The 25,747-nt window shown below is 35.0% G+C and carries 21 protein-coding genes and 1 tRNA gene; 10 read left to right on the top strand and 12 right to left on the bottom strand.

Features of this window, described 5'->3' with window-relative positions:
• Positions 1–138: 138 nt before the first annotated feature.
• Positions 139–594, top strand: coding sequence for a GNAT family N-acetyltransferase (locus LG402_RS12170; protein ID WP_227335578.1), 456 nt, complete (start codon positions 139–141; stop codon positions 592–594).
• A gap of 153 nt (positions 595–747) precedes the next feature.
• Here LG402_RS12170 and fliT read toward each other — a convergent pair whose 3' ends face one another.
• From fliT to fliD, 3 genes are read right to left on the bottom strand one after another with little or no spacing between them, the layout of a single operon-like run.
• The gene (fliT, locus tag LG402_RS12165; RefSeq protein ID WP_166539701.1) at positions 748–1,101 is read right to left on the bottom strand and encodes a flagellar protein FliT; all 354 of its coding nucleotides are present in this window, start codon (positions 1,099–1,101) and stop codon (positions 748–750) included.
• Positions 1,102–1,119: 18 nt separating this feature from the next.
• Positions 1,120–1,518, bottom strand: a complete 399-nt coding sequence (gene fliS / locus LG402_RS12160) for a flagellar export chaperone FliS (RefSeq protein WP_023581844.1) — start codon at positions 1,516–1,518, stop codon at positions 1,120–1,122.
• A gap of 19 nt (positions 1,519–1,537) precedes the next feature.
• A complete protein-coding gene (gene fliD, locus LG402_RS12155; protein ID WP_166539702.1) occupies positions 1,538–2,968 on the bottom strand; it encodes a flagellar filament capping protein FliD in 1,431 nt (476 codons plus the stop codon).
• Between the two features lie 386 nt (positions 2,969–3,354).
• Here fliD and LG402_RS12150 point away from each other — a divergent pair, with 386 nt between their 5' ends.
• From LG402_RS12150 to fliZ, 4 genes are all read left to right on the top strand, one after another.
• On the top strand, positions 3,355–4,491 hold the full coding sequence (locus LG402_RS12150) for a FliC/FljB family flagellin (protein WP_227335576.1): 1,137 nt from the start codon (positions 3,355–3,357) through the stop codon (positions 4,489–4,491).
• Between the two features lie 318 nt (positions 4,492–4,809).
• Positions 4,810–5,919: a FliC/FljB family flagellin gene (locus LG402_RS12145; RefSeq protein WP_227335574.1), complete on the top strand. Its 1,110-nt coding sequence runs from the start codon at positions 4,810–4,812 to the stop codon at positions 5,917–5,919.
• Between the two features lie 442 nt (positions 5,920–6,361).
• Entirely contained in the window at positions 6,362–7,084 is a 723-nt protein-coding gene (locus tag LG402_RS12140) for an RNA polymerase sigma factor FliA (RefSeq protein WP_036912728.1), read from the top strand.
• A gap of 58 nt (positions 7,085–7,142) precedes the next feature.
• Positions 7,143–7,673 (top strand): flagella biosynthesis regulatory protein FliZ, encoded by a 531-nt coding sequence (gene fliZ / locus LG402_RS12135; RefSeq protein ID WP_006533125.1) that lies wholly within the window; start codon positions 7,143–7,145, stop codon positions 7,671–7,673.
• Between the two features lie 466 nt (positions 7,674–8,139).
• Here the strand turns inward: fliZ and putA are convergent, their stop codons facing one another.
• The gene (gene putA / locus LG402_RS12130; protein WP_227335572.1) at positions 8,140–12,102 is read right to left on the bottom strand and encodes a trifunctional transcriptional regulator/proline dehydrogenase/L-glutamate gamma-semialdehyde dehydrogenase; all 3,963 of its coding nucleotides are present in this window, start codon (positions 12,100–12,102) and stop codon (positions 8,140–8,142) included.
• A 467-nt stretch (positions 12,103–12,569) separates the two neighbouring features.
• Between putA and putP the strand changes: the two genes are divergently transcribed.
• Positions 12,570–14,054, top strand: a complete 1,485-nt coding sequence (gene putP, locus LG402_RS12125; RefSeq protein WP_109407791.1) for a sodium/proline symporter PutP — start codon at positions 12,570–12,572, stop codon at positions 14,052–14,054.
• Between the two features lie 114 nt (positions 14,055–14,168).
• Here putP and LG402_RS12120 read toward each other — a convergent pair whose 3' ends face one another.
• From LG402_RS12120 to LG402_RS12110, 3 genes are all read right to left on the bottom strand, one after another.
• Positions 14,169–14,999: a hypothetical protein gene (locus LG402_RS12120; RefSeq protein ID WP_227335571.1), complete on the bottom strand. Its 831-nt coding sequence runs from the start codon at positions 14,997–14,999 to the stop codon at positions 14,169–14,171.
• Between the two features lie 602 nt (positions 15,000–15,601).
• A complete protein-coding gene (locus tag LG402_RS12115; protein WP_166540595.1) occupies positions 15,602–16,432 on the bottom strand; it encodes a hypothetical protein in 831 nt (276 codons plus the stop codon).
• A 220-nt stretch (positions 16,433–16,652) separates the two neighbouring features.
• A complete protein-coding gene (locus LG402_RS12110) occupies positions 16,653–17,489 on the bottom strand; it encodes a hypothetical protein (protein ID WP_166540594.1) in 837 nt (278 codons plus the stop codon).
• 317 nt (positions 17,490–17,806) lie between these two features.
• Between LG402_RS12110 and LG402_RS12105 the strand changes: the two genes are divergently transcribed.
• Positions 17,807–18,250 carry a DUF6386 family protein gene (locus LG402_RS12105; RefSeq protein WP_227335568.1) on the top strand — a complete coding sequence of 148 codons (444 nt, stop codon included), beginning with the start codon at positions 17,807–17,809 and terminating at the stop codon, positions 18,248–18,250.
• Positions 18,251–18,660: 410 nt separating this feature from the next.
• Here LG402_RS12105 and LG402_RS12100 read toward each other — a convergent pair whose 3' ends face one another.
• The 5 genes from LG402_RS12100 to LG402_RS12080 all read right to left on the bottom strand — a co-directional run bounded on the left by LG402_RS12100 (position 18,661) and on the right by LG402_RS12080 (position 22,176).
• Positions 18,661–19,740 carry a hypothetical protein gene (locus LG402_RS12100; protein WP_227335558.1) on the bottom strand — a complete coding sequence of 360 codons (1,080 nt, stop codon included), beginning with the start codon at positions 19,738–19,740 and terminating at the stop codon, positions 18,661–18,663.
• Positions 19,737–20,723, bottom strand: coding sequence for a tyrosine-type recombinase/integrase (locus LG402_RS12095; protein WP_227335556.1), 987 nt, complete (start codon positions 20,721–20,723; stop codon positions 19,737–19,739). The genes LG402_RS12100 and LG402_RS12095 overlap by 4 nt, the downstream gene beginning before the upstream one ends.
• Entirely contained in the window at positions 20,710–21,150 is a 441-nt protein-coding gene (locus tag LG402_RS12090) for a hypothetical protein (protein WP_109407784.1), read from the bottom strand. Before LG402_RS12090 ends, LG402_RS12095 begins: the two co-directional genes overlap by 14 nt.
• Positions 21,151–21,164: 14 nt before the next feature.
• Positions 21,165–21,389: a phage repressor protein CI gene (locus LG402_RS12085; protein ID WP_227336959.1), complete on the bottom strand. Its 225-nt coding sequence runs from the start codon at positions 21,387–21,389 to the stop codon at positions 21,165–21,167.
• 711 nt (positions 21,390–22,100) lie between these two features.
• Positions 22,101–22,176: transfer RNA gene (locus LG402_RS12080), tRNA-Lys, on the bottom strand.
• Positions 22,177–22,434: 258 nt separating this feature from the next.
• On the opposite strand from LG402_RS12080, the gene cycA reads away from it, so the two are divergent.
• The 3 genes from cycA to LG402_RS12065 all read left to right on the top strand — a co-directional run bounded on the left by cycA (position 22,435) and on the right by LG402_RS12065 (position 25,602).
• A complete protein-coding gene (gene cycA / locus LG402_RS12075; RefSeq protein WP_109407760.1) occupies positions 22,435–23,847 on the top strand; it encodes a D-serine/D-alanine/glycine transporter in 1,413 nt (470 codons plus the stop codon).
• 306 nt (positions 23,848–24,153) lie between these two features.
• Complete coding sequence (locus tag LG402_RS12070) at positions 24,154–24,588, top strand: universal stress protein (RefSeq protein ID WP_109407759.1); 435 nt, start codon at positions 24,154–24,156, stop codon at positions 24,586–24,588.
• A 195-nt stretch (positions 24,589–24,783) separates the two neighbouring features.
• On the top strand, positions 24,784–25,602 hold the full coding sequence (locus LG402_RS12065; RefSeq protein WP_227335554.1) for an MBL fold metallo-hydrolase: 819 nt from the start codon (positions 24,784–24,786) through the stop codon (positions 25,600–25,602).
• Positions 25,603–25,747 lie beyond the last annotated feature (145 nt).

The raw sequence follows: 25,747 nt of genomic DNA, 5'->3' as shown, positions 1-25,747 counted from the left end.
CTAATATGTCGCCTACACTACGTGGGCGATTTCTATTTCACTCTTTATATTAAACAAAACGATAAAATAAAGCTTTTTTCGATAATATTACATTATCATTGAGTGCTTTTTATTACTTTAAACCACGGGATAAAGCACATGAATTGGATTTTAAAATCATTTTCACAACTCACCACAGATGAGCTATATGCTATTTTGGCCTTAAGAAATCAGGTTTTTATTTGTGAACAGCAATGTGCTTATCAAGATCTGGATGGGATTGATCAAAATACATTGCACTTGTTTGCTAAAGAAGAAGATAGCCAGCAACTTATTGCTTATGCACGTCTGTTGCCTCAAGGCATCGCATTTAAAGAAGCCTCAATAGGGCGGGTGATTGTTGCTCAAAATCAGCGGGGAAGTGGTATTGCACATCAGTTAATAAAAGAGGCGATTGCAACTACGTGCCGTCAATTTAATACCCATACAATCAAAATAATGGCACAGGCATATTTAGTCTCATTTTATCAATCACATGGTTTTGTTATCGATTCAGAAACGTATCTTGAAGATAACATTCCACATATTGATATGGTGTTAGTACAATCTGTTTAATCGGTGTAATCAAAAAAATAAAAAAACAAAAGTAGAAAAGGGTAAACGTTGATTTTTACGTTACCGATAACAAATTAGGCTGAATAATAAGAGTGACTTTTTCTAAGTAAAGACGCCATTAGCTAATAAAACCGCTTTTGGCGCAGAGGAGAGTTATTTAAGATTGAGATCAGGATAATAACTATGTTCTGTAAACTGACCATAGCTATTTTGTACCCTCTGCTCTTGTTCAGTCTGTCTAATTAACACGCCGAGCTCATCTAGACGAGCCCGTAATAAATTTCGCGTCTCATTTTCGTTTTCTAAGATTTTCTTTAGCATATCTGTGAGGCGTTGTTGTAGTCTCAGCTCACCGTCAGCCGGTTTTATCATCTTAGTGATACTTTCAACGCTTTTTAAATAATCCATTTCCATTTCTATCAGCTTGTCCCATTGCTGATCTTTGGCAAGCGTTAACATTTGCTCACTTGATTTTAAAACCTGCTCGTAAGCCGCCATAATATCCATATTGTTGTCCACTCTAATTTAATAAGAATTAATCTGTGTGCCGATTTGTTGCCAAGCATCAGAAATTTCAGTTAAGAGCTTGATGACTTCATGAATTTTTTCTGGGTTATTTTTTAAGTTAGCATCGAGTAGCTGATTAACCATATAGTCATAAAGGAGCTCCAGATTCTCTGCAAGCTCGCCCCCTTTCTCTTTATCCAGACCTTGTTTTAATCCGTTACCAATAATATTAATGGCTTTAGAAATATTTTCGCCTTTACCGGCAATATTTCCTTGTTCCATTAATATTAATGCACGGCGAAGGGCGCTAAGCGCCCCATTAAATAGGATCTGGATCAGCTGGTAAGGCGTGGCATTTAAAATCTCGCTTTCAACGTCGATTTGAGCATACATTTTACTGGCTGATTGTTGATACATAGTGTCCTACTTTTAAAAATTACATTAATAAACGGCCGATTGAAGCACTGGAGTTAGTCATGGAGTTAACCATTTTATCTAACTGTTGGAACTGGTTTTTATAACGTTCCATCGTGGCTGCAATATTACGTTCCGTGTTTTTAATTTGGCTATCGAGTGTTTTCTTGCGTTTTTTCACGCCATCAGTGGCAACATCTAAAGTACCATCATTAGATTGCAGGGTTTTTTTCAGGTAATTATAGGTTTGAGTACCAAAACCGGTTTCTTTACCATCACCCATAAAAAACTCTTTCACGTTAGCCGGTTTTTCTTTTAACGCTTCATCCAGTTTTTTGCTATCGATATCTAAAGAGCCATCAACCTTAAATTTAATCCCCATTTTATTTAGGGTATCCATATCTGAGGTGCCTTGTGAGCTTGTAACAAAGCTTTTTAGCTCAGACATAATCATACGGCTGGTACTATCACCGAGTAATACACCATTATCTTTAGATGCCGCTTCACCTTTCTCTACTTGAGTATATTTAGTCAGAGATTTATAGGTGCTGTTTAACTCATTATAAGCGTCTGTCCAAGCTTGGATCGCTTTTTTCATTGGCTCAATATCACGAGCAACATTGATAATTTCAGGTTTATCAACACCATCTTTATTGTTATCAGTGGTTTTTTTAAGATTTAAAACAATCCCTTCTGGGGCATCTTTAATCTCATTAGTCTGACGTTCAATATCGATCCCATTAACTGTTAACTTAGCGTTTTTAGCATCAACGATTTGTCGCATACCTGAAGTATGGGAAGCATCATCTTTTGCGGTCGAATTTGACAAAAATTGATTTAATTTATCGTCACCTTCAACCGTGATGGTCATTTCAGATTTAGTTCCTTCTTTCCGTGAAGTGAGAACTAAATAATTAGTATTATCATCGGCTTTAACAATAGTAGCCGAAACGTTGCCTTCTTTTTTATTGATTGCATCACGTAATTCAAGAATGGAAGTTTGTTTATCTTCTAATTCAATACGCAATGGTTTTTCTTCACCTGGTTGAGTAATAACAAGTGTACGTTTATTACCCTCACCTAAGGTTTCGCCTAAAGTTTCTTTCACATCAGAGACTTTAGTTGATTTCAGTGTTTGAGCTTGTGCTAACTGAGTAATAGAAACGGTGTAGTTGCCCACACTGGCCTTACCATCCGTCGTCACTTTAAAAGCATCAAACTCATCGTCTACTTTGGTTGCCACTATCTTGTCGAATTTTTTTAAATCTTCAGAGGCTTTTTGTAACTTATCAAGTTGGCTACGGATTTTACCGTAAGCGGTAATTTGCGCTTCGTAGCTTTTCATCTGTTTATCTAGGGGTTCAAGACGTTTATTTTCCGCCGCCTCTAATTGTGCCAATGTTTGGCTAAGAGGCATCCCTGAGCCCACGCCTAATGAAGCAATACCAGCCATACCGGTCTCCTTTCTGTGTTCGTAAAATAATCCTCAAAAACCGTTATCGGTAGAATCGGCGAAAAGTTTACGTCTATTTGGTATTTTTGATGAGTGAAACAGGCTGCCATATAGAAGCCTTTTATTGCCATTGGTGACCAATGTCGAATTTAGAAGGGAAAAAAAGGGCTGAGACGAAAATTGATAAAAAATGAATAAAAAAATAATAAATTAATTTCTTTGTTTATCATTGACTTGATATTAATTCTATAAAAAAACGCAGAAATATTTGTAGGAAAAGTTAAAGGTTGTATGTGGGGTGCCGATAAACTTGTTGCCGGTGATTAACACCGAAAATGAATAGGCAAACTTTTATTTTATCGACTTGATTTTAAAGGAATCTAGCTATGGCACAAGTCATTAATACCAACTATCTATCTCTGGTAACTCAAAACAACCTGAACAAATCTCAGGGAGCTTTAGGAAGTGCAATCGAGCGTCTGTCTTCTGGTCTGCGTATCAACAGCGCTAAAGACGATGCAGCGGGTCAAGCGATTGCTAACCGTTTCACTTCAAACGTAAATGGTTTAACTCAAGCAGCACGTAATGCGAACGATGGTATCTCTATCGCTCAAACGACTGAAGGCGCTCTGAACGAAATCAACAACAACTTACAACGTATCCGTGAGTTAACCGTTCAAGCTAAAAACGGTTCTAACTCAGAATCAGATATCAAATCAATCCAAGAAGAAGTTGGTGAGCGTTTAAAAGAGATCGACCGTATTTCTGAACAAACTCAATTCAACGGCGTTAAAGTACTGAGCGGCGAAAAAGAAAAAATGACCGTTCACGTTGGTACTAACGACAAAGAAAAAATTGAATTTGACCTGAAAAAAGTTGATAGCAATGAATTGAAATTAAAAGATTTCTCAGTTGGTGCGGAAGGTTTAAATGCACAAAAAGTTAAAGCTTCTGATATCACTGATGGTAAATCTTTAAAAATTGATGCTAATGCAGTGAAAATTGCAGCTGTGGCAGAAGATTTAACAGCAACACCACCTGTAGTTGGTAAAGCAGAGCAAACACTTCAAGGTGCTGAGTTGAAAAAAATTGGTGACGATTATTTCGTTACTGGTAAGTTAGATGGCAAAGATGTTAAGTTTAAAGCTGAGGTAGGCCCAGCTAATGCTACAACAGGTGAAGTTGCAGTAACTGTTAAAACAGAAGCCTTTGATTTAAAAGCAGCACAAGAAGCGGGTAAAGAGCAAAATACTGATGCTTTAACTAAATTAGATGAAGCTATCAACACTGTTGACGGTATGCGTTCTTCTTTAGGTGCGATTCAAAACCGTTTTGAATCTACTATCAACAACCTGAACAACACTGTTAACAACTTATCTGCTGCACGTAGCCGTATCTTAGATGCTGACTATGCAACAGAAGTTTCTAATATGAGCCGTGGTCAAATCCTGCAACAAGCTGGTACTTCAGTACTTGCTCAAGCAAACCAAGTACCACAAACTGTTCTGTCTCTGTTACGTTAATTCGTACACTGACACAAAAGATACCTTTCTATATCCAAAAGGTCCTCGCAAGAGGGCCTTTTTTTGTTATTTTGTGTTTTATATTTAAACCCACTCTTTTTTAGTTTTTATTTTTCTCTCAATTTAATTCTCTTTTCTTTTAACTCAATAAGTTCTTAAAAATTAACTGACTGGCTTTTATTGCTATTTTCGCGACGCCAAAAATCGTAAAACCCTCGAAATTGATGACGATAGTGTTTAGGCAACGTTATTACAGTGACGTAATAACAAACCTATTCATGAAAAAAATATTTTAAAATCAAGTCGAAGGAATATTGTATGGCACAAGTTATTAATACCAATTACCTGTCTTTAGTGACCCAAAATAATTTAAATAAATCCCAAGGCGCTTTAGGCACAGCCATTGAACGTTTATCTTCCGGTATGCGTATCAATAGCGCAAAAGATGATGCGGCAGGTCAAGCGATTGCTAACCGTTTTACTGCAAATATTAACGGCTTAACTCAAGCATCTCGTAATGCTAATGACGGTATTTCTGTTGCTCAAACTACAGAAGGGGCATTAAACGAAATTAATACCAATTTACAACGTGTTCGTGAATTAACTGTTCAAGCTAAAAATGGTACTAATTCAAATTCAGATATTAGCTCTATTCAAAATGAAGTCACTGAACGTTTAGCTGAAATTAATCGTATCTCTGAACAAACTCAATTTAATGGTGTAAAAGTATTGAGTGGTGATACAGAAATGAGCATTCAAGTCGGTACTAACGATAAAGAAGCGATTAAATTTAAATTAGATAAAATTGATAATGATGTTTTAGGTGTTGGAAACGATAAGTTATATACCGAAGCAACCGTTAAGAAAGGGGAAAAGAAAGCAAGTGCTACTGATGCTGTTCTTGCTGACTTAGGTGTTACTGGTGGTACCACACTGAAAAGTGGTTTAACCGTTAAGAAATACGAAGAAGACGGCAAAGTTATTGCTGGTAAATTCGTTGCAACTGAAGGCGGTCAAGATTACTTAGTAACAGCTTCTGACTTTGAAGCTGATAGCACTACTACTACTCAAATCAACTTAAAAACGACTTCAGCTGTTAATAGTAATAAATTTACTGCCAGCATTGGTGTTGATGTAAAAACATTAACCGTCAATGATGATGCGCTAGAAACATTAGATTCTGCCATTAATAAAGTTGATGAGGCACGTTCTAAATTAGGTGCGGTACAAAACCGTTTTCAATCGACTATTAATAATTTAAATAATACTGTGAATAATTTATCTGCTTCACGTAGCCGTATTTTAGATACAGATTATTCAACTGAAGTATCCAATATGAGCAAAGGCCAAATTCTGCAACAAGCGGGTACAGCTGTGCTTGCTCAGGCAAATCAAGTTCCACAATCTGTTCTTTCTCTATTACGTTAATCCCATTTTTAAATAATCCTCAAATTATACCCACTGCAAGATTTTGTAGTGGGTATTTTTTCATCAAAACAATCGTTTTTTTAATTAATCATTTATGAGTATTTCAACTCGCTAATTAGACGCTAAAATCTCACAAAATAAAATACTATGATTTATATGTTATTTTTTTATGAACAGAATGCATATTCAATGCGTCGATTTCTTTTAATGAGATAAATTATCAATTTAATTAACGGTTTTTCTAAGGATTAGCTGCAGGTGTTTTAAGGTAAAGTAGTTCTCGTAATGCAATGACAAATTAATTTATCAATGAAAACCCGATTTTTGCTGAAAATTTGGCATAGGTGAAAAAGAGGCGCTTTTGTTTCACTGTTCAGCCGATTGCTAAATTTATTTCGCCAGATAATGGTTTCCGGTCTTTTATCCAAAGGTGTCTTTTGTTGTGAGTGATTTGTATACCGCCGAAGGCGTGATGGACAAAAATAGCCTCTGGGAGCGATATGTCCCGTTGGTTCGCCATGAAGCATTACGATTACAGGTCAAGTTACCTGCGAGTGTTGAATTGGATGATCTTTTGCAAGCGGGTGGGATTGGGTTATTAAACGCCGTTGAGCGTTATGACTCAATGCAAGGTGCTGCCTTTACCACTTACGCTGTTCAACGTATCCGTGGCTCTATGTTAGATGAGCTACGTAGTCGAGATTGGGCGCCACGCAGTGTGCGTCGCAATGCAAGAGAAGTTACACATTCTATTCATCAATTAGAGCAGGATCTAGGACGACCCCCATTAGAACAGGAAGTTGCTGATCATTTGCAGATTGAGTTAGCAGAATACCGGCAGATCCTATTGGATACGAATAACAGCCAATTGTTCTCTTATGACGAATGGCATGAAATTTACGGTGAAAGCTGTGAACCGTCTCAAGACGAAGATCATGATGACAATCCATTACAGATGTTATTAGAAAGTGATATTCGCCAAAGAGTCATAGACGCGATAGAATTGCTTCCCGAAAGGGAAAAAATGGTTCTTACCCTGTATTATCAGGAAGAACTTAATTTGAAAGAAATAGGCGCAGTGCTTAATGTCGGGGAATCCCGCGTGAGCCAGCTACACAGCCAAGCCATAAAAAGGCTGCGAGCACGCTTAAACCCAGAGAAATAGAAGTTTTGCTTATTTTTGTTTTTGTTTATTAAGACTACAACACAGGGCTTTATCTCTTATGTCTGTTTCAACACAAAAGAAACGGCCGCTAAGCCGTTACATTAAAGACTATAAACACAGCCAGACTCATTGTCTACATTGCCACAAGGCGCTTGATCGGATCTCTCTCGTATTCAATCGCCAAGTTATCAATAAAGAAGCCATTTCTGAAATGACGGATTTAATTGATGATGAAACGTGGGAAACGTTACAAGAGAAATTTTCTGCGCTATGCCGTTTTTGTAGTGAGATTTACTGTAATAGTGAAACTGACTACTTTGACATTATGTCTTTTAAGCAGTATTTGTTTGAACAAACGGAGATGAGCCACAGTACTGTTCGTGAGTATGTGGTTCGTTTACGTCGGCTCGATGAATTACTGACTTCAACTAATTTTCCTCGTCAAGAATTTACGACAGAGAAAATTCAGTCAGACCTGAGTAAAAAGCTCACTCCCTCTGCATTTAGTAACTACAATATTGCGCTACGTAAGTACGAGCAATATCTCGATTGGTGTCAAGAGCCACCATCGATGAATAGCAGTCACTAATTGCGCTCAAGAGAGACCTTAAAAGGAGTAGCCTAGCCTGCTCCTTTTTCTTTTGACCTAATTCAAATGTCCTTTCTGTTTTTTCTTACTTAATCTCTCGTTGTTTTTCTATTTATTTATCAATGATTAAATACAATATTTTATTTATGGTATGCCATTAATATGGCATTAGCATGGCAATTAATAAGTAAAAAAAACGCCCCGAAGGGCGTAACTTTTAAGGTATACATAACGATATAATTCAATCAACTTCTAGGTTTTGGTTGACTTGGTGATAAGTATATTTACTAATTCAATAGTCGGCGATGGATAAATATAAAAAGAGTGAGAATAGTCACAGCATTAAGATAAATATCTATCTTGGCTATTTTTTATAACCATTAGATTAATAAAAGAAAAAACCACCTTTAATCAAAAAATTCTTAAAGGTGGTCTCAAAATAAAAAGAGAAAAAGAGGAGAGCTAATTAACTAATGGTCATTAAACTTGCGTTACCACCTGCGGCCGCGGTATTAATGCTTAATGCTCTTTCATGTAATAAACGCTCTAACAACAAGCCCGTTTCACCTCGTGAAAATCCTTGAACAGAAATTATTGCCCCTTTGCGTTGAGCAATTTTCTGGCAAGTTTCACGTAATTGATCACCATCACCATGATAAATAACCGCATTTATTTTCAGTGATTCATCATTCCAGTTTTCAGTCAATGTAATGGCTTTTCTAACAATATCAGGTAATTCACGGTATGTTTTTTGTGAGAATGCACTATTGACGATAATGGCATGACAACCCGAGGCGAGAACACCTGCTATTTGGGTTAACACATCTTGCTCATTATCTGAAATGCAAAGCACATTACCGCAAGGAACTAATTGGTAAGTATTACGTTCGCCAGTAGGACCAGGCAATACACGTAATGTTCCTGCTTGGGATGCAAGAGCATATTTTTCTAAGGCTTCATAGTGTGATTTATCTGCTTTGTTTGATAACCATTCCATATACTTATGGTAAGTTTGTAAATTACGCATAGAAGTATCAAGTGGGAATGTCTCATCTTGACGTGCTAGTGTTTGTGTTGCGGCATTTTCAGGGCGTTTAGATAATAAGCGATACAGATAAACAGGGCCGCCTGCTTTCGGGCCTGTACCGGATAAACCTTCACCACCAAAAGGCTGAACACCGACAACCGCACCAACCATATTACGATTTACGTATAAATTCCCGACTTTGGCATTTGAGGCAACATAAGCGATAGTCTCATCAATACGCGTATGAACGCCCATTGTTAAACCATAACCTGTTGCATTAATTTCTTCGAGTAATGCAGGCAAATCTTGGCTTGCATAACGCACAACATGTAATACAGGGCCAAAAATCTCTCTTTTTAGAGAACTGACTTTATCTAGTTCAATTAGAGTCGGTTGAACAAAGGTACTGTTATTTTCAATTTGTTTTGGCAGGTTATTGTGTGAAGCTTGATAAATATCGTAACCCGCTGTACGCATAACTTGAATATGTTTCTCAATACCTATTTTAGCTTCTTTATCAATAACAGGGCCAATATCGGTGGATAATAAACTCGGATCACCTATTACCGCTTGTGCCATTGCTCCTTTAAGCATCTCAATGGTGTGATCGGCCACTTCTTCTTGAATACATAAAAGACGTAACGCAGAACAGCGTTGACCAGCACTATCATAAGCTGAAGCCATAACATCTGTAACAACTTGTTCGGTTAATGCAGAAGAATCCACAATCATGGCATTTAAACCACCAGTTTCTGCAATTAAAGGAACAGGGTGACCTTCGCTATCTAATCGACCAGCTAAGGTCTTTTGTAAAATATGAGCAACATCTGTCGAGCCTGTAAACATCACACCACGAACACGTTCATCAGCCACTAAACGTGCGCCAATGGTTTCGCCTTGACCCGGTAACAGCTGTAATGCAAAGCGAGGAACACCTGCTTGATGGAAGAGTTCAACTGCTTTTGATGCAATTAAAGGCGTTTGCTCCGCCGGTTTAGCAAGTACGGTATTACCTGCGGCTAACGCTGCAGCGATCTGTCCGCTGAATATAGCTAATGGGAAGTTCCATGGGCTGATACAAACCACAGGCCCTAAAGGACGATGTGTATTGTTATCAAAATCTTGTGCAACTTGCGCTGCATAGTAATAGAGAAAATCAATCGCTTCTCGTACTTCTGCAATAGCATTGCTATAAGTTTTGCCCGCTTCGCGCACTAAAATTCCCATTAATGGACCCATTTGTTGTTCCATTAATTCCGCAGTGCGAACTAAGAAAGAGGCTCTTTGTGTAGGAGGTGTTGCAAACCATATTTCTCCATTTTCTTGAGCAACCGTTAAAGCAAAATCTACCTCGGCTTCAGTGGTTTCTCTTACTGTACCGACTGTATCAGTATGATTTGCTGGGTTTAGAACAGATTGAGGATCTTGTATTTTTTCTGAAGAATTAAACGTATCACCTAACAACGGTTCACAATGTCTATTTTCAGTGGCCGAGGTTAATAATGCACTAGAGAGTGATGCCAAACGGTGTTCATTTGACATATCAATACCTGGTGAATTTTTACGTTCATCACCATAAAGCTGATGAGGAAGTGGAATTTTAGGGTGTGAAAGCCCAACTTGCCCCTCAGCCTGTGCTATTTTATTGACTTCTTTGACCGGATCAGCGACCAACTCATCAAGGGAAATAGTGGTATCCGCGATGCGGTTTACAAATGAGGTGTTGGCACCATTTTCAAGTAAACGGCGCACTAAATAGGCAAGTAATGTTTCATGAGTTCCTACTGGTGCATAAATGCGACAAGGACGACCTAACTTTCCGTCTGCTATTTTTCCTACAACTTGTGCATAAAGAGGCTCGCCCATGCCATGTAAACATTGGAATTCATATTGTCCGGGGTAATAGTTTTGTCCTGCCAAATGATAAATTGCGGAAAGGGTGTGCGCGTTATGTGTTGCAAATTGAGGATAAATAAAATTAGGTGATGCAAGTAGTTTCTTTGCACAAGCCAAATAGGAAACATCGGTATACACTTTACGAGTATAAACAGGGTAATCCTCAAGACCATCAATTTGAGCGCGTTTTACTTCGCTATCCCAATATGCGCCTTTTACTAAGCGGACCATTAAGCGACGACGGCTTCTGCGAGCTAAATCGATGACATAATCAATCACTAATGGGCAACGCTTTTGGTAGGCTTGAATAACAAAACCAATCCCATTCCAACCCGCTAATTCAGGTTCAAAACAGAGCTTTTCAAGAAGGTCGAGTGAAATCTCAAGTCTATCCGCTTCTTCTGCATCAATATTAATACCGATATCATATTGCTTTGCTTGTAATGTTAATGAGAGCAGGCGAGGGTAAAGCTCTGACATAACACGTTCATATTGTGCACGACTGTAGCGAGGATGTAATGCTGAAAGCTTGATTGATATTCCTGGGCCTTCATAAATACCTCTGCCATTAGACGCTTTACCAATGGCGTGGATAGCTTGCTGATAGGAAACTAAGTAATCTTGTGCGTCTTTTTCCGTTAGTGCAGCTTCACCTAACATGTCATAAGAATAGCTAAAGCCTTTCTCTTCAAGCTTACGTGCATTCGCTAGTGCTTGAGAAATAGTCTCACCTGTAACGAATTGCTCCCCCATTAAACGCATGGCCATATCAACGCCTTTACGCACTAATGGCTCACCACTTTTAGTCAAGATGCGATTTAAAGAGTTAGAGAGTTTTTCTTCATTATGTGTAGAAACTAATTTACCCGTGAATAATAAGCCCCATGTTGCTGCATTTACAAACATCGATTGGCTTTGTCCTAAGTGTGAGCGCCAATTACCATGACTAATTTTGTCACGAATAAGAGCATCACGTGTGGCTTTATCTGGAATACGCAGTAACGCTTCCGCTAAACACATTAAAGCCACACCTTCTTGCGAAGAAAGTGAAAATTCTTGTAATAAGCCTTGTACAAGTCCTGAACGTCCAATGCCATTTTTTTGTTTACGTAATTTTTCGGCAATGGAATAGGCTAATTTATGCGTTGCTTGGGCTTCATTTTCAGGTAATGTCGCTTGCTGCAACAGCATAGGAACAGCCTGTATCTCAGGTGTGCGATATGCAGAGGTAATGGCAGAGCGTAAAACAGATTGCGGGTGAATATGTTCAGCAAACTCTAAAAAAGGCTGATAATGGGCTATTGGTGTTTCAGTATCTCCTTCAAGATCTTGCTCAGCAAATGTTGTATTAACAATATTCACCTGATCATTTTCAATTTGTTCAAGATAATTGAAGATAGCTTGTTTAATTAACCAATGCGATGTTCTATCTAATTTTTGTGCAGCCTCTTTTAATCTATTGCGGGTATCTTCATCAAGTCTAACACCCATTGTTGTGCTACTCATGCAGTGCTCCTCATATTCTATTTCTCATTCACAAGTACTGTTACCCGTTATTTTTATTAATATCATTCATGTTGCAACTTTGTGCAACATTGTTAACAATTTATTTATAAATAATGTGAAAGTGGTCAGGTTTTATGAGTGATTAAAAATAAATCACTTTGTATCTTTTAATATGTCCATATAAATCAGTTAATTATATTTATTTTATTGATGTTTATATTTATAATGTTGTTCAAATTAAGACAAATAGTGTGAAGTGATAAACAAAAATTAAACATTTAAACGTTAATTTCTTGTTAAATGCAGTTAACTTATTCTAGGATTGATGTGAATGTTTTATCTGTTGCTGTAAGAAATTATTTTAATTAAAAACTGAAAAGATCATTAATGCGCAACGAAGTGCAACGTTCCTGTACAAGTCAGAAGCATATCGATGATCGAAAACAGATTTATGGAGAACTGCAATTATGGCCTTAACTTCGCCAATGCTAATTACATTTACGATCTATATTCTGGGTATGCTTTTTATTGGCTATCTAGCTTATCGCTCAACAAAAAACTTTGATGACTATATTTTAGGGGGGCGACGGCTAGGCAGTGTAGTGACTGCGCTTTCAGCGGGTGCTTCAGATATGAGTGGATGGCTATTAATGGGATTACCTGGTGTAGTTTTTTTCGCTGGTATTTCTGAAAGTTGGATAGCTATTGGGCTCTGTTTAGGTGCATGGCTAAACTGGCGTTTAGTTGCAGGGCGTTTACGTTTGCAAACTGAAAAAAATAATAATGCATTAACGTTGCCTGATTATTTGACATCTCGCTTTGATGATAAAAGCAAAATGCTACGTATCATTTCAGCATTAGTTATTCTTACCTTTTTTACTATCTATTGTGCGTCTGGTGTGGTTGCTGGTGGAATGCTATTTGAATCAACCTTCCATATTCCTTATCACGAAGCAATGATTTATGGTGCGCTTGCAACAATTGCCTATACTTTTTTAGGTGGCTTTCTTGCTGTAAGCTGGACTGACACTGTTCAGGCAACACTCATGATTTTTGCTCTGATCCTAACACCGATTATTGTGATTTTCTCCATTGGTGGCATTGATACTTCTATTGCAATTATTAAAGCTAAAGATCCGTCTTATCTTGATATGTTTAAAGGTCTTGATTTTATCGCCATTATCTCTTTATTGGCGTGGGGATTAGGTTACTTTGGGCAACCTCATATCTTAGCCCGTTTTATGGCCGCAGATTCAAATCAAACAATTCGTAAAGCACGTCGTATCGGTATGACGTGGATGATCCTTTGTTTGGGTGGCACAGTTGCGGTTGGGTTCTTTGGTATTGCTTATTTTGAAATGAATCCGGCACAAGCAGGGGCTGTAACGGCGAAAAATGAACGTATTTTTATGGAATTGGCTTCATTGCTCTTTAATCCGTGGATTGCAGGTATTCTGCTGTCTGCAATTCTGGCTGCGGTAATGAGTACATTAAGCTGTCAATTATTAGTCTGTGCAAGTGCGTTAACAGAAGACTTATACAAGCCTTTCATCCGTAAAAGTGCAAGTCAAAAAGAGCTGGTTTGGGTAGGGCGTGGCATGGTGTTATTAGTTGCTATTATAGCGATTTTCTTAGCTCGTGATCCTAATAATAAAGTTCTCGATTTAGTAAGTAACGCATGGGCAGGATTTGGTGCCGCTTTTGGCCCTGTTATTCTTATCTCTGTGATGTGGAAGCGTATGACACGTAATGGTGCTTTTGCAGGGATGTTGATTGGTGCTTTAACTGTATTGGTGTGGATGCAATATAAATGGTTCGGGTTATATGAAATTATTCCTGGCTTCATTTTTGCCTCTATCGCGATTGTTGTTATTAGTTTAATGGGCAAAGAACCAAGTAAAGCAAATCAACAACGCTTTGATGAAGCAGAATCACTATACCGTAATACATAATCGTTAAGATACTTAATATAGAGTTTGGAAGTAAAGGTCACGGAGCTAAATAAAGTGACCTTTATTTTTTGATAACAGGGCACATTTAAAAGGAAGTTAATAAAAGCTAACTTATTAATAATATTCAAATTTATAATATACTGTAGCTGTACTGGTATCGATTAATTTGTCACGTTGTTTAATGGTACTAACCATATCCCACATCACACAATTATTATATTTATCCCATTCTTTACATGTTTTATCATACTCCCGAACATCATCGTATAAGCTCGTATATATCTGTATATGTTGTAATATTTTTCCATCTTCGCCATAACGGAATTCTGACATGACATCATTATTATTATTTATTGTTTTTAATAAGCGGCCTTGTTCATCATAATGATAATGAAAGACATTTCCTTTATTATTAGAATTAGAGTCAATAATTGTTGATAATACAATTTTATTATCTTGGTATGAAAATTGACTTCTATCTATACCCATTAATGAACCATCATTGTCATAAAAATAAGATGTTTTTCCTATTAACTGATTTTGCTTGTTTTTATTATAAAATTCACTGAGGTAGAGAGTATGAGTTCGATGGCGGTTTTTTAATTGGTATATCTGTTTTATATTATCAGGTGATGGCGTTCTTAATAGGTTAGTCTCAATATTTTCATGGATATATTCTTGTGTAGAGAAACTGTATTTAGTGAGAAAGCCACATTCATCAAATTCAGTTTCACCTTGAAATGCTTTTAATCGACCTTTCTCAGGTAACTTGCTGGTGATGTTAATTGACTTTACTGGGCCATATGTAAAGTTAATTGTAATGAATGCATTATTAGCGATATTTATCTGTTTTTGTGATTCATCACAAGAGGTCTGTATCGCAAAAGCAGAGGGGCTAATAAAAAGAGAGCAGAGAAAAAAAATAAGAATTAATGGTAATTTCATGTAATGAGCCATCTTAAATTTTTATTAAAGGAAACCACGCTACAGAGCATATCATCATTAATTTACCTAAGTAATTTTACATAAATTATTTTTTAATGAAAGTATCATAGAAGAGTATTTAGTATGTGAAGAAAAATATAGAATAAATATATTAAAATAAATCTATTTTTGATGATGTTAAATTTTTTCACTCAAAAAAATGAGTTTCAATCTAAATATGATTATTGATAAATGATTTATCATATAAAGGATTGCATCATTACTATCAATTTATTTTTACCAAGTTACTCTTGTTTAAAACATTTTATGGAATTGTTAATTGTAATCTAAAAAATAATTGAGTAGCTTTACAATTAATTGATTTGTAATAAGCCGTTCTATTTTATGGTTTTTTTTATTTTTTTGTAGGTAAAATGTTAAATAAAATAATGAGCAATATTTTTGGTAAATTTGGATAAATAAAACAATACACAGCTAATGTAATAAGTTATCAAAAAAAGAGTATCGATATAAGTAACAGCGATTTTACTGCATAAAAAGCGTTTTTTTAACAATATAAGATCCTCAAATTGAGATTTCTTTATCCAAAAAAAAACAATAAGTTATTCATAATATTCATATTCATGGTAAACAGTGGCAGTGCTAGTGTCGATTAATTTATCATCTTTTCTTACTTCGCTTACCATATCCCAGATTAAGCAATTATTATATTTATCCCATTCTCGACAGGTGTTGTCATATTCTCTTATATCATCATATAGACTGGTAAATATTTGCATTTGACGTAAAATTTTACCGTCATTTCCATAGTGATATTCTAAGGTAATCTCATTATTATCAATCGCTTTTAAAAGACGTCCTTGCTTATCGTAGTGATACTGAATTGAGTTACCTTTATTTTCAGCAGTAGATCCAACAATAGTTTCCGCCACAATTTTATTATCTTTGTAAACAAGCTTAGTAAAATCAGTCCCCATCAGGGACCCATCATCATCATAGAAATAAGATGTTTTATCTATCAACTGATTTTGATTATTCTTTCCATAAAATTCAACCAGATAGAGAGTGTTTGATCTATGACGATTTTTTATTTGATATTTATACTTTAGGTTGTAAGGCGTTGACATTCTTAAAAGATTAGTTTCAATGTGTTCATGAATATACTCTTGTGTAGAAAAATCATATTTAGTCAAAATTCCACATTCATCAAATTGAGCTTCTCCCTGAAAAGCTTTGAATCGTCCTTTTTCTGGTAATTTACTGGTCGTTGTGATTTTTTTTATTGGTCCATAGTTAAAATCGAGCGTAATAAACATATTGTTGGCTTTGTTGACCTGTTTTTGTGATTGACCACAAGAGAGGGGCGTAGCAAATGCAGGTAATGTAATAAAAAGTGTGTATAGAGAAAAAATAAAGAGTAATGGTAATTTCATGTAATGGGTCATCTTAATTTTATTAAAAGAGAACATGCTATAAGAACATATTCATCATTAATTGATTTAAGTAGTTTTACACAAATTGTTTTTTAATGAAAGTATCACTCAATTTAATTGTAGATAAATAATAGAGAAGAAAATATAAAAACCAGTCTATTTTTGATAGTCTGATTTTTATATTAATAGTTTATTCTAGGAATAATAAAGTATCTTTATATTATTCGTAGTAAGTAAATTCGTTATGTAGCACAGCTTTACTGTAATTAATCATTTCATCATCAAATTTTATAGTGCTTTCGAGTTGCTCTTTTGTACAGTTATCAAATTTATCCCATTCAAGGCAGGTAGAGATAAAAGCTTTATCTTCGCCATTCATTCCTTTTATATAGTTTGCTTGTTTGATAACTTTCCCTTGATCGTCATATTGGTACTCAACGTTTATTTTTTCATCTTCTGTGACTAAACGTAGCCTTCCTTGTGGATCATAAGCATATTCGGTTGTAAAAACCTCTTCAGAAGAGGTTGATGAATGTGCGATCTCTTTAACGATACGTCCTTCTTTATAGTCGAATTGGCTAGTGAGTGTATCTATCAATTCTCCATCATTAGCATAGTATTGAGTGATCTTCTTATTGAGTCGATTTTGCTGATCTTTACTATAGTTTTCCTGCATATATATAGAATGTGAACCATAGGAATTTTTTAGTTGGAATTGATACCGAATAACTAAAGGATTATCAGGGGTTGTTCTTATCAAATTAGTTTCTATGCTACCTTCAATGTATTCCTGCATTGATGTGCTATCTTTTAGTAAGTTTCCACATTCATCAAGCTGAATTTCTCCTTTGAGCGCTTTAAAACGACCATCATTTGGCAACGTACTTGTCATCGTGACTGATTTCACCGGGCCATTAAAGGAACTGAGTAACATAATTGTAGTATTGGAAATATTTGTTTGTTTTTCAGCATCAGTGCATTGTGTTGAAGCCGCGATCGCAGAAAATGAAGAAAATGCATATAGTGAAAGAGAGAGAAGGAATAATTGTGATTTCATAAGTCCGTCCATGTATATACTTGTCATACTTTAAGCTACAGCGTTGTTGCTTGCGTTCATTCGTACTAGCCACATACTGATGTATGCTCCTAGCGGCTTATTCACTTGTCGCCTAGCTGTAACTTGAATTACTTAGAGTATCTGTTTGTATATATTCAAGTTGTTGCAAATATTTAGAGTATAAGTAGTGCATAAAATAGAAGTCTAGTATAGGGAATTGGTTTACTAAATAGTATAGATAAAATCTTATATGATTAACCGACATATAAAGGGAATGATATATGTTGTACGATCAAAACTGTTTTTGGAGCATTAAGATGTCAAACGTATTTTCTTTTATGACTGATACTGCAACGCTGGCCGTTTTTGATTTACAAGCGATCCAACATCGAAAATCAGATACAGCAGATTGGTGGAGCATACCTGATGATGAGTTAGATGAAATGAATAAAGGTAATATTGCCTTTATTGATATAGGAAATGATGGTTTTTACACAATTAATCTATGCGACAACATTGAAGATGCGGATGTGAAGGTAAATATAAATTGTCCATCAGGTGAAATTTTTATTGGTGCAGGAGAGGATACAACTGGCGGTGATTTAGAGCCTGATGATCCTGAATATCGCTCTGGAAAGATTATTTTTTTGCCAACCGGTAATTATGAGATTTCAGTAAAAAAGAAAGATGATAATTTATTAATCGCTTTCAAGAAAAGTAAAATAGGGACAAACTTACTCAACAGTGTATTTTATATTTAATAAATGTAGTTGACGATAATTAACCAATAATAATTTAGTGATTAGTTAAATTTTAAATAAGGTTTTAGTGAGTTACTTTTAATCACACCTCCTTATTAGATAAATATCTTATCTCTCTCCTCCATTTTTCAAAAAATAACTAATTAATCTTTCAGCTAAGTTATATTCAAATGTGATCTTGAATTTAATATAAAAAGCACACTAGAAAATAGTACTTTTGTCGTTAATTTCTTTCAGATACAAAAAAGCCACTTATTTCTAAGTGGCCTATCTGCCTGATTTCTCAGCGTAAAATTGGTGGGTCGTGGGGGGTTCGAACCCCCGACTAATTGATTAAGAGTAGTATTTATACCACTGTAAAATCAATAAGTTATAAACTTTTCAATAAGTTAGAAAACGATAAAACATGATTATTCATGGTTGTTCTGGTTTTCTGTCGCCACTTTGTCGCCATTCATATAAACTAATTTATCTAGACTTGGAATGAATTTATTAGCATCTATTTGAGGGTAAAGAATAAGGAGGAAATCTGTTATAAATTCACATAAGGAAATAATGGAAGAATCTATATAATCAATCAAATTTTTTATTTTTTTATTTTCATCTTCAATATCTCCAACTATTTTATGACTATATTCTCCATTTTCTATTATATTATAAATCATATTATTTTTAGTTTCATTATCTGTATTATCTGTTATTTTTACTTTTTTTATCATATCATTATAATAACCCCGTTTTTCTTTTAAATCATTAGAGTTATACTTTTTAAATTTTAAATTTATTGTGGGAATTGAATCTGTAAGAATATTATTAATAGTAACTACCGCAATGAAAATTTCTTCTGAATATACTTTTATTTTTTTATTGGCTATACTATTGTAGGTTTTTATTTTATCTTTTTTTAGTATAGATTTGAGATTTACTATTTCTTGAATTTTTTTCTCTATCTTCTCTAAATACATAGTGTTGACTTTCATTTCAAAGTTATTATCTTTTAAATATCCTTTTGCATACAAGTCATATGCACTAACAGAAAATATAAAATCTTTATTTGTATAATTATTTAATTCATCTATTATATTTTTTTTAATAGTATGATAAATATCAACTTTATTTTTTTTCTCAGTGACTTCTATTTGTTTAGCTGTTTGAATTGAGCGATGTGTACTAACAACAAATGCGCCTAATATTGGTGATAAAGCTAAAATACCTAGTGAAAACTTATGTATGTTTAAAAAATTATTAAATCCAATGGCATCCCATTTAAATGGATAATCCCAACCCAAAAGGAAAATAAAACATAAACTCGAATATAAAGGAAATAGGATAGCAAACCAAAAAAGGCCTTGCTTGTGTAAACTATTCTCATTTAGGGTAAACTTATTGAAAAGATATTTTTTAAAAGGACGAAGTTTTTCTTTATTTTTAGGTACGATAAATAAACATAAAAATAGAAAGACACAAAAAATGTAGATTAAAATAGTCATATCTTCAACTTCACCAAAGGATTAAACATCAGCGCATCATTTAAATGCTCTGGGGCGAAATGCGAATATCGCATAGTCATTTTAATATCGGTATGACCTAATATCCGCTGTAAAACTAAAATATTACCGCCTGACATCATAAAATATGAGGCAAAAGTATGTCGTAAAACATGCGATGATTGCCTATGGGGTAATTCAATATTGGCTCGTATTATTGCTGAACAAAAAGCAGAATAGCAGGGCGTAAATAATTGACCTCTACGTTTCGGAATTTCATTAAACAACTCTTCTGATATAGGTACAGTTCTATTACGTTTACCTTTTGTTTTGGTAAATGTAATATTGTAAGGAGTAACTTGTGAACTGGTTAAACCTTCAGCTTCTGACCAACGCGCTCCAGTAGAAAGCGCAATCTTGACAATAATAGATAAGTCTTTCGCTTTGCTTTTATCGCATTCTTCTAGCAGTTGGATAATCTGTTCATCAGAAAGAAACGCCATTTCTGATCCATCAGTACGAAATGAGCGAACATTCTTTAATGGATTATCATCTTTCCATTCACCCAATCGATGCAACTCATTAAACATAGCGCGAAAATAGGCTAGTTCAAGGTTTGTTGTTCTTGGAGCAACGGACTTGATCCTATCGGCACGAGTAATCTTTCCACTTAATCGTTTTTCACGATAAACAGAAAATAACTTAGCATTAAACTCAGTTGCTAAAGGTTCGCCCATTGCTTGGCAACCGAATAACATCATTTGTTTTCGGCTTTCACCATCAGCTAATGTAATACCATGAGCACGAAACCAGATTTCAACCAACTCAGACAATAAACATTTATCTTCTGTTTGTTCAAGAACGTAACGTTCAAATGAAATAGCTTCACCTTTTGTGGTGAATACTTTTCTAATTCGTTTACCTGTTCGACCGTTAGGGTAGCTCTCAACTTGCCAACGAGCATCTGGTTGTTTAGTTATCAACATAAGAGAAAATCTCTCCGCAATTTTCAACTAATTTCTGGTACATAGAATCATATAAGAGATATTCTTCTTTTAATCTGCTTTTATTAGAATTATCCTTTAAGTATAGATCCATAGCACTTGCTATACCGTTAACTTGAGCGATTGATGTAGTACCTAAATATATAGGATTGTTACTGTCTATTTTGTTTGCTAATGATCCATATTTATCTTTGAGATCTTCGAGTTTGTTAGGGTAATAATTTTTATACCATGTATGGTAATAGTTATATTCTCTAGGTTTATCATCGGAATCCATACCAAAAAGAAAAATATCGTTCATCAATGAATATGAATCTCTAAAAGCTTCTTTTGCAATATCACATTCACTCATTTTTGCAGATACATTTAGAGATAATAACAATCCGATTGTTAATGCTAGATATTTCATCATTAATACCTTTCTTACTGATTTTCAATAATAGTAATTACTCGACCGTGAATTTTTATATCAGAAATTTCACAATCAAAAGCCATTCCAATATCTGAAACTCTAACGCGTTGCATAGGCATTCTAGTCAGTTCTCTAATACTATTTTTTCCATCAATTTCGATGAGCCATTTTCCATCGAAAACATCGTTATATTTTTTATCAATAATGAAGTAACTATTTCCATCTTGGATAGATATTGGCTCTGATAGTAAAAGCGATTGTTATCGAGTAGCATCGAATAAAACCTAATATGGGATTTTGCCTTATGCATCCTAATATTACAATCAACATAAACACGCCTTATCTTACAATCGACGCGTTCAGCACATTCTAGATCAACCATTCGCGACATGATCGCAGAGGGATGTTTACCTGTGCGCACTAAGTCAACAAATTGTTACTATCCTTGTTCGTCAATATATCCATTTCTACGTTATTTAATGGATCTCATCGAGAGCGTGCAACTGCGCGCACATAATCCCACGAAATAAAATCATTTATGATGTAAAACGCACAAATCCGCACCCGTCTGCATAATTTGGATCTAAAAATTATTTCAGTTTGAATTTTTTACAAAACATATTGCGAGAGTGTGTGGTGATTGGATTCTTTGCGTAGGCGTCAAACAGAAATGATTAAGAAAATTTATTTTTGAGATGCTTGGTTAACATAGAGTGGATGTGAATGGATTATCTGGCTTTATTATTTTTAATGGTTTTTTATTCTATTTGTTTTTTATTAATTATTAAATTTATTACGACTAATTATTTTTAAATAAAATCGACAACTTTCGGCTTTCGGAAGGGAGAGATAAAAACTTGTGCGATATTTTTGCGACACTCAGCTATAAAAACAAAAAAGCCACTTATTTCTAAGTGGCCTATCTGCCTGATTTCTCAGCGTAAAATTGGTGGGTCGTGGGGGGTTCGAACCCCCGACCAATTGATTAAGAGTCAACTGCTCTACCGACTGAGCTAACAACCCGATGCGCAGATTATTCTCTTCTCAAAAGCGATGGTCAAGCCCTTATTTTAATTTTTTTCAAATGGATAAAATATCACCAAATAAATTAAAGAAAGGATCTTATCTGGTTATCAAAGCATCATTCATTTTACTAAAAGTGATCTTTTCATTACTTACACTGAGATTTGTGTCACAATAATTTCGCAAACATATTGCCACGTCAAAAAATAAAATAGTGGCAAAACAACATCAAAAATATGAACACATTTCAGGTATGGTATGGAAGAGCAAACAGAAATTTCTCCTCCCGCTAGAGTGAAAAATGCCACTCTACAACGCGGGCTAACAAATCGTCATATTCAATTAATTGCTATTGGTGGAGCTATTGGTACTGGTCTATTTATGGGCTCAGGGAAAACCATTTCATTAGCTGGGCCATCAATTATTTTTGTCTATATGATAATCGGCTTTGTCCTGTTCTTTGTTATGAGAGCTATGGGAGAGTTGTTATTATCAAATTTAGAATATAAATCATTTAGTGATTTTGCTGGTGATTTATTAGGGCCTTGGGCAGGCTTTTTTGTCGGTTGGACTTATTGGTTTTGTTGGGTTATTACAGGCATTGCTGATATTGTCGCCATAACGTCTTATATTAGTTATTGGGCACCTAATTTCCCTGAATGGGGAACATCGTTTATTTGTGTGCTGACACTGCTTATTTTGAACTTAGCGACAGTAAAACTGTTTGGGGAAATGGAATTTTGGTTCTCCATGATAAAAATAACAGCTATTGTTTCTTTGATTATTGTGGGGATTGTTCTTATCAGTATTGGATTTGAATCTCCTGCGGGACATACAGCGGCATTAGAGAATATCTGGAATGATGGGGGAATGTTCCCTAAAGGGCTAAGTGGTTTTTTTGCGGGCTTCCAAATCGCTATTTTTGCTTTTGTCGGCATAGAATTAGTAGGAACCGCTGCGGCTGAAACACGTAATCCGGAAAAATCGTTGCCAAAAGCGATTAATGCGATTCCCATTCGTATTATTACTTTTTACGTTTTGGCTTTAGCAATTATTATGTCGGTGACACCATGGCGTTCAATTTTGGCTGATAAAAGCCCATTTGTTGAGCTATTTGTCATGATAGGAATACCCGCAGCTGCAAGTTTAGTAAACTTTGTCGTATTAACGGCAGCCGCGTCTTCTGCTAATAGTGGTATATTTTCCACAAGCCGTATGTTATTCGGTTTATCAAAAGAGGGCGAAGCACCAAAGCAGTTTAGCCAATTATCTAAACGAGCTGTACCTGCCAATGGACTGTTATTCACCAGTTTATGTTTATCATGTGGAATTGTATTAATTTACTTTATTCCCGATGTTATGCATGTATTTACCTTGGTAACAACAGTGTCGGCGTTATTATTTATGTTTATTTGGAGTATGATTTTATGCTCTTATTTAGCGTATCGTAAAAAACGTCCACAGTTGCATGAGAAATCTATTTATAAAATGCCATTAGGTATTTTGATGTCATGGCTATGTCTTGCTTTTTTTGCCTTTATGACAGTATTATTGGCTTTTGAACATGATACTCGCCAAGCGTTAAGTGTGACACCATTGTGGTTTATTGCACTAGCAATAGGCTATCAATATGTTAAAAAGAACAAACAAAAAAAGAATGTTCAAAAATAAAGTATTCATCGCGTAATGAAAGAGAAAAGCCTTATTTAATTTAATAAGGCTTTTTTTTTGAATTTTTTATTACTGATAAAATAATTCATTTATAAAAAGACATAATCTAAAATAAAGATATTAGACTTATATATCCATAATCTCATTATAGGCTCAATTATTAATTTAATAAGTGTATGCTTTGTTATTTACTGAGTGAAAAATAGGCGTTATTTAGGTGTGATAAAATATTTTTAAAATATGTTAACTACATCCGGTAATTTTTTAAAAATACACTATCCTACAATTAAAATAAAAGGAGGCGGTATGTATAAGAATATTTTGGTTCCCATTGATATTGATGAAGATAACCTGATGAACAAAGCAATTCCGTTAGTGGAAGATATTGCAAAAAATGAAGATCCTTATGTTCATTTTTTGTATGTACTCCCAAAACTTCCACAATCTTCTTATTATCGACTTGTTATGAATGGTGATCAATTAGATCAAGGATGCTTAAAAACGTCAGCTGAGAAAGAGTTAAAAAAAATTATTGAACGGTTTGATTTACCTGAAGACAGAATGCAAACACATATTTGCATAGGAACACCACGAGATGCCATATTGCAGGTTGCAGATGAAGTAAACGCAGATTTAATCGTAATCGGCTCTCATAATCCCGAAGATGATTCTTATCATATTGGTTCAACAGCTGCTGATATTACACGCTACGCTAAACGCTCTGTTATGGTGGTGAGATAAGACTTAGCAGACTGTATAGTTGTATAAGAGTAACTGCAATTTATAATAATACCGCTGTTATATTTGATTTTAATATAACAGCGGTTGTGTAACGAGATAGTGAGGATCGCACAAATCAATGGTTTTTATATTTGGAACACTTCCTTTTTTTCATTACTATAAGCCATCTTCTAATAACGATAATCATCAAAACTAATGTTAACCATCACTGCATTACTAGAAAATAAATCAATCAATCCTGAGCTTAATCACTATCCTGGCTTATCATTATTATTAGAAGATGATGAGTGCCAAGCTAAAATACTTTTTGATACAGGAAAAGATCTTACCTTTATTTCAAATGCCAAAAAAATGGGAATTGATTTAACCACATTGAAAACAATTGTTGTCTCCCATGGGCATTATGATCATTTTGGTGGACTTACGCATTTACCAGTAGACTTTTTTCCCAATAAGCCACGAGTTATCGCTCATCCTCATCTATTTTCGGTTCGTTATTCAGCGCTTTTTTTAGGCAATAAAAATATTAAATTTAAACGATTAGCCCCTTTTTTTGATCGCAAAAAACTTGAAACACAATTTTCTTTTGAATTAACAGAAGTTCCTTTAACAATTGAGAAGAATTTCATTTATTCAGGACAGGTGACACAACGCCAAGTGAGTAAACGTTATGGTGTTATTATTCATCAATTAGGCGAAGAAGATGATTATGTTCTTGATGATAGCTTTCTTGTTTGGCAAGGAAAAAAAGGCTTAGTGATTATTACGGGCTGTAGTCACTCTGGTATTGAATCTATAGTTAAACATGCGAAAAAAATAACAGGTAATCATCAAATTCAAGCAATTGTGGGGGGATTACATTTGCGTTGTGCAACCCCATCAGCATTACAACGTGCTAAGAAAGCAATAGATAAAAATATCGATGTGTATGGATGCCATTGCACTGGCGTGTTAGGACGAAAATACCTTAATGCGAAAGATTTTAATGCAGGACAATCTTTATCTTTTGAGTAGAATTAATGTAAATATTGAACTGAAAAAAGACATGAAATTTTTGTTTTTTGGTCCGTATTCTAACAAGTTAATTCTTTGATATGAAAAAATTAATGTGCATTTAGTGCTATTTATAATCCGAAGGATGGCAGAATACTTTTGGCAA

It is taken from the genome of Proteus sp. NMG38-2 (genome assembly GCF_020640995.1).
In the GTDB taxonomy this organism is placed as follows: Bacteria; Pseudomonadota; Gammaproteobacteria; order Enterobacterales; family Enterobacteriaceae; genus Proteus.
Note: the sequence above shows the minus strand (reverse complement) of the source record. Positions and strands in the feature narration are given on the sequence as shown.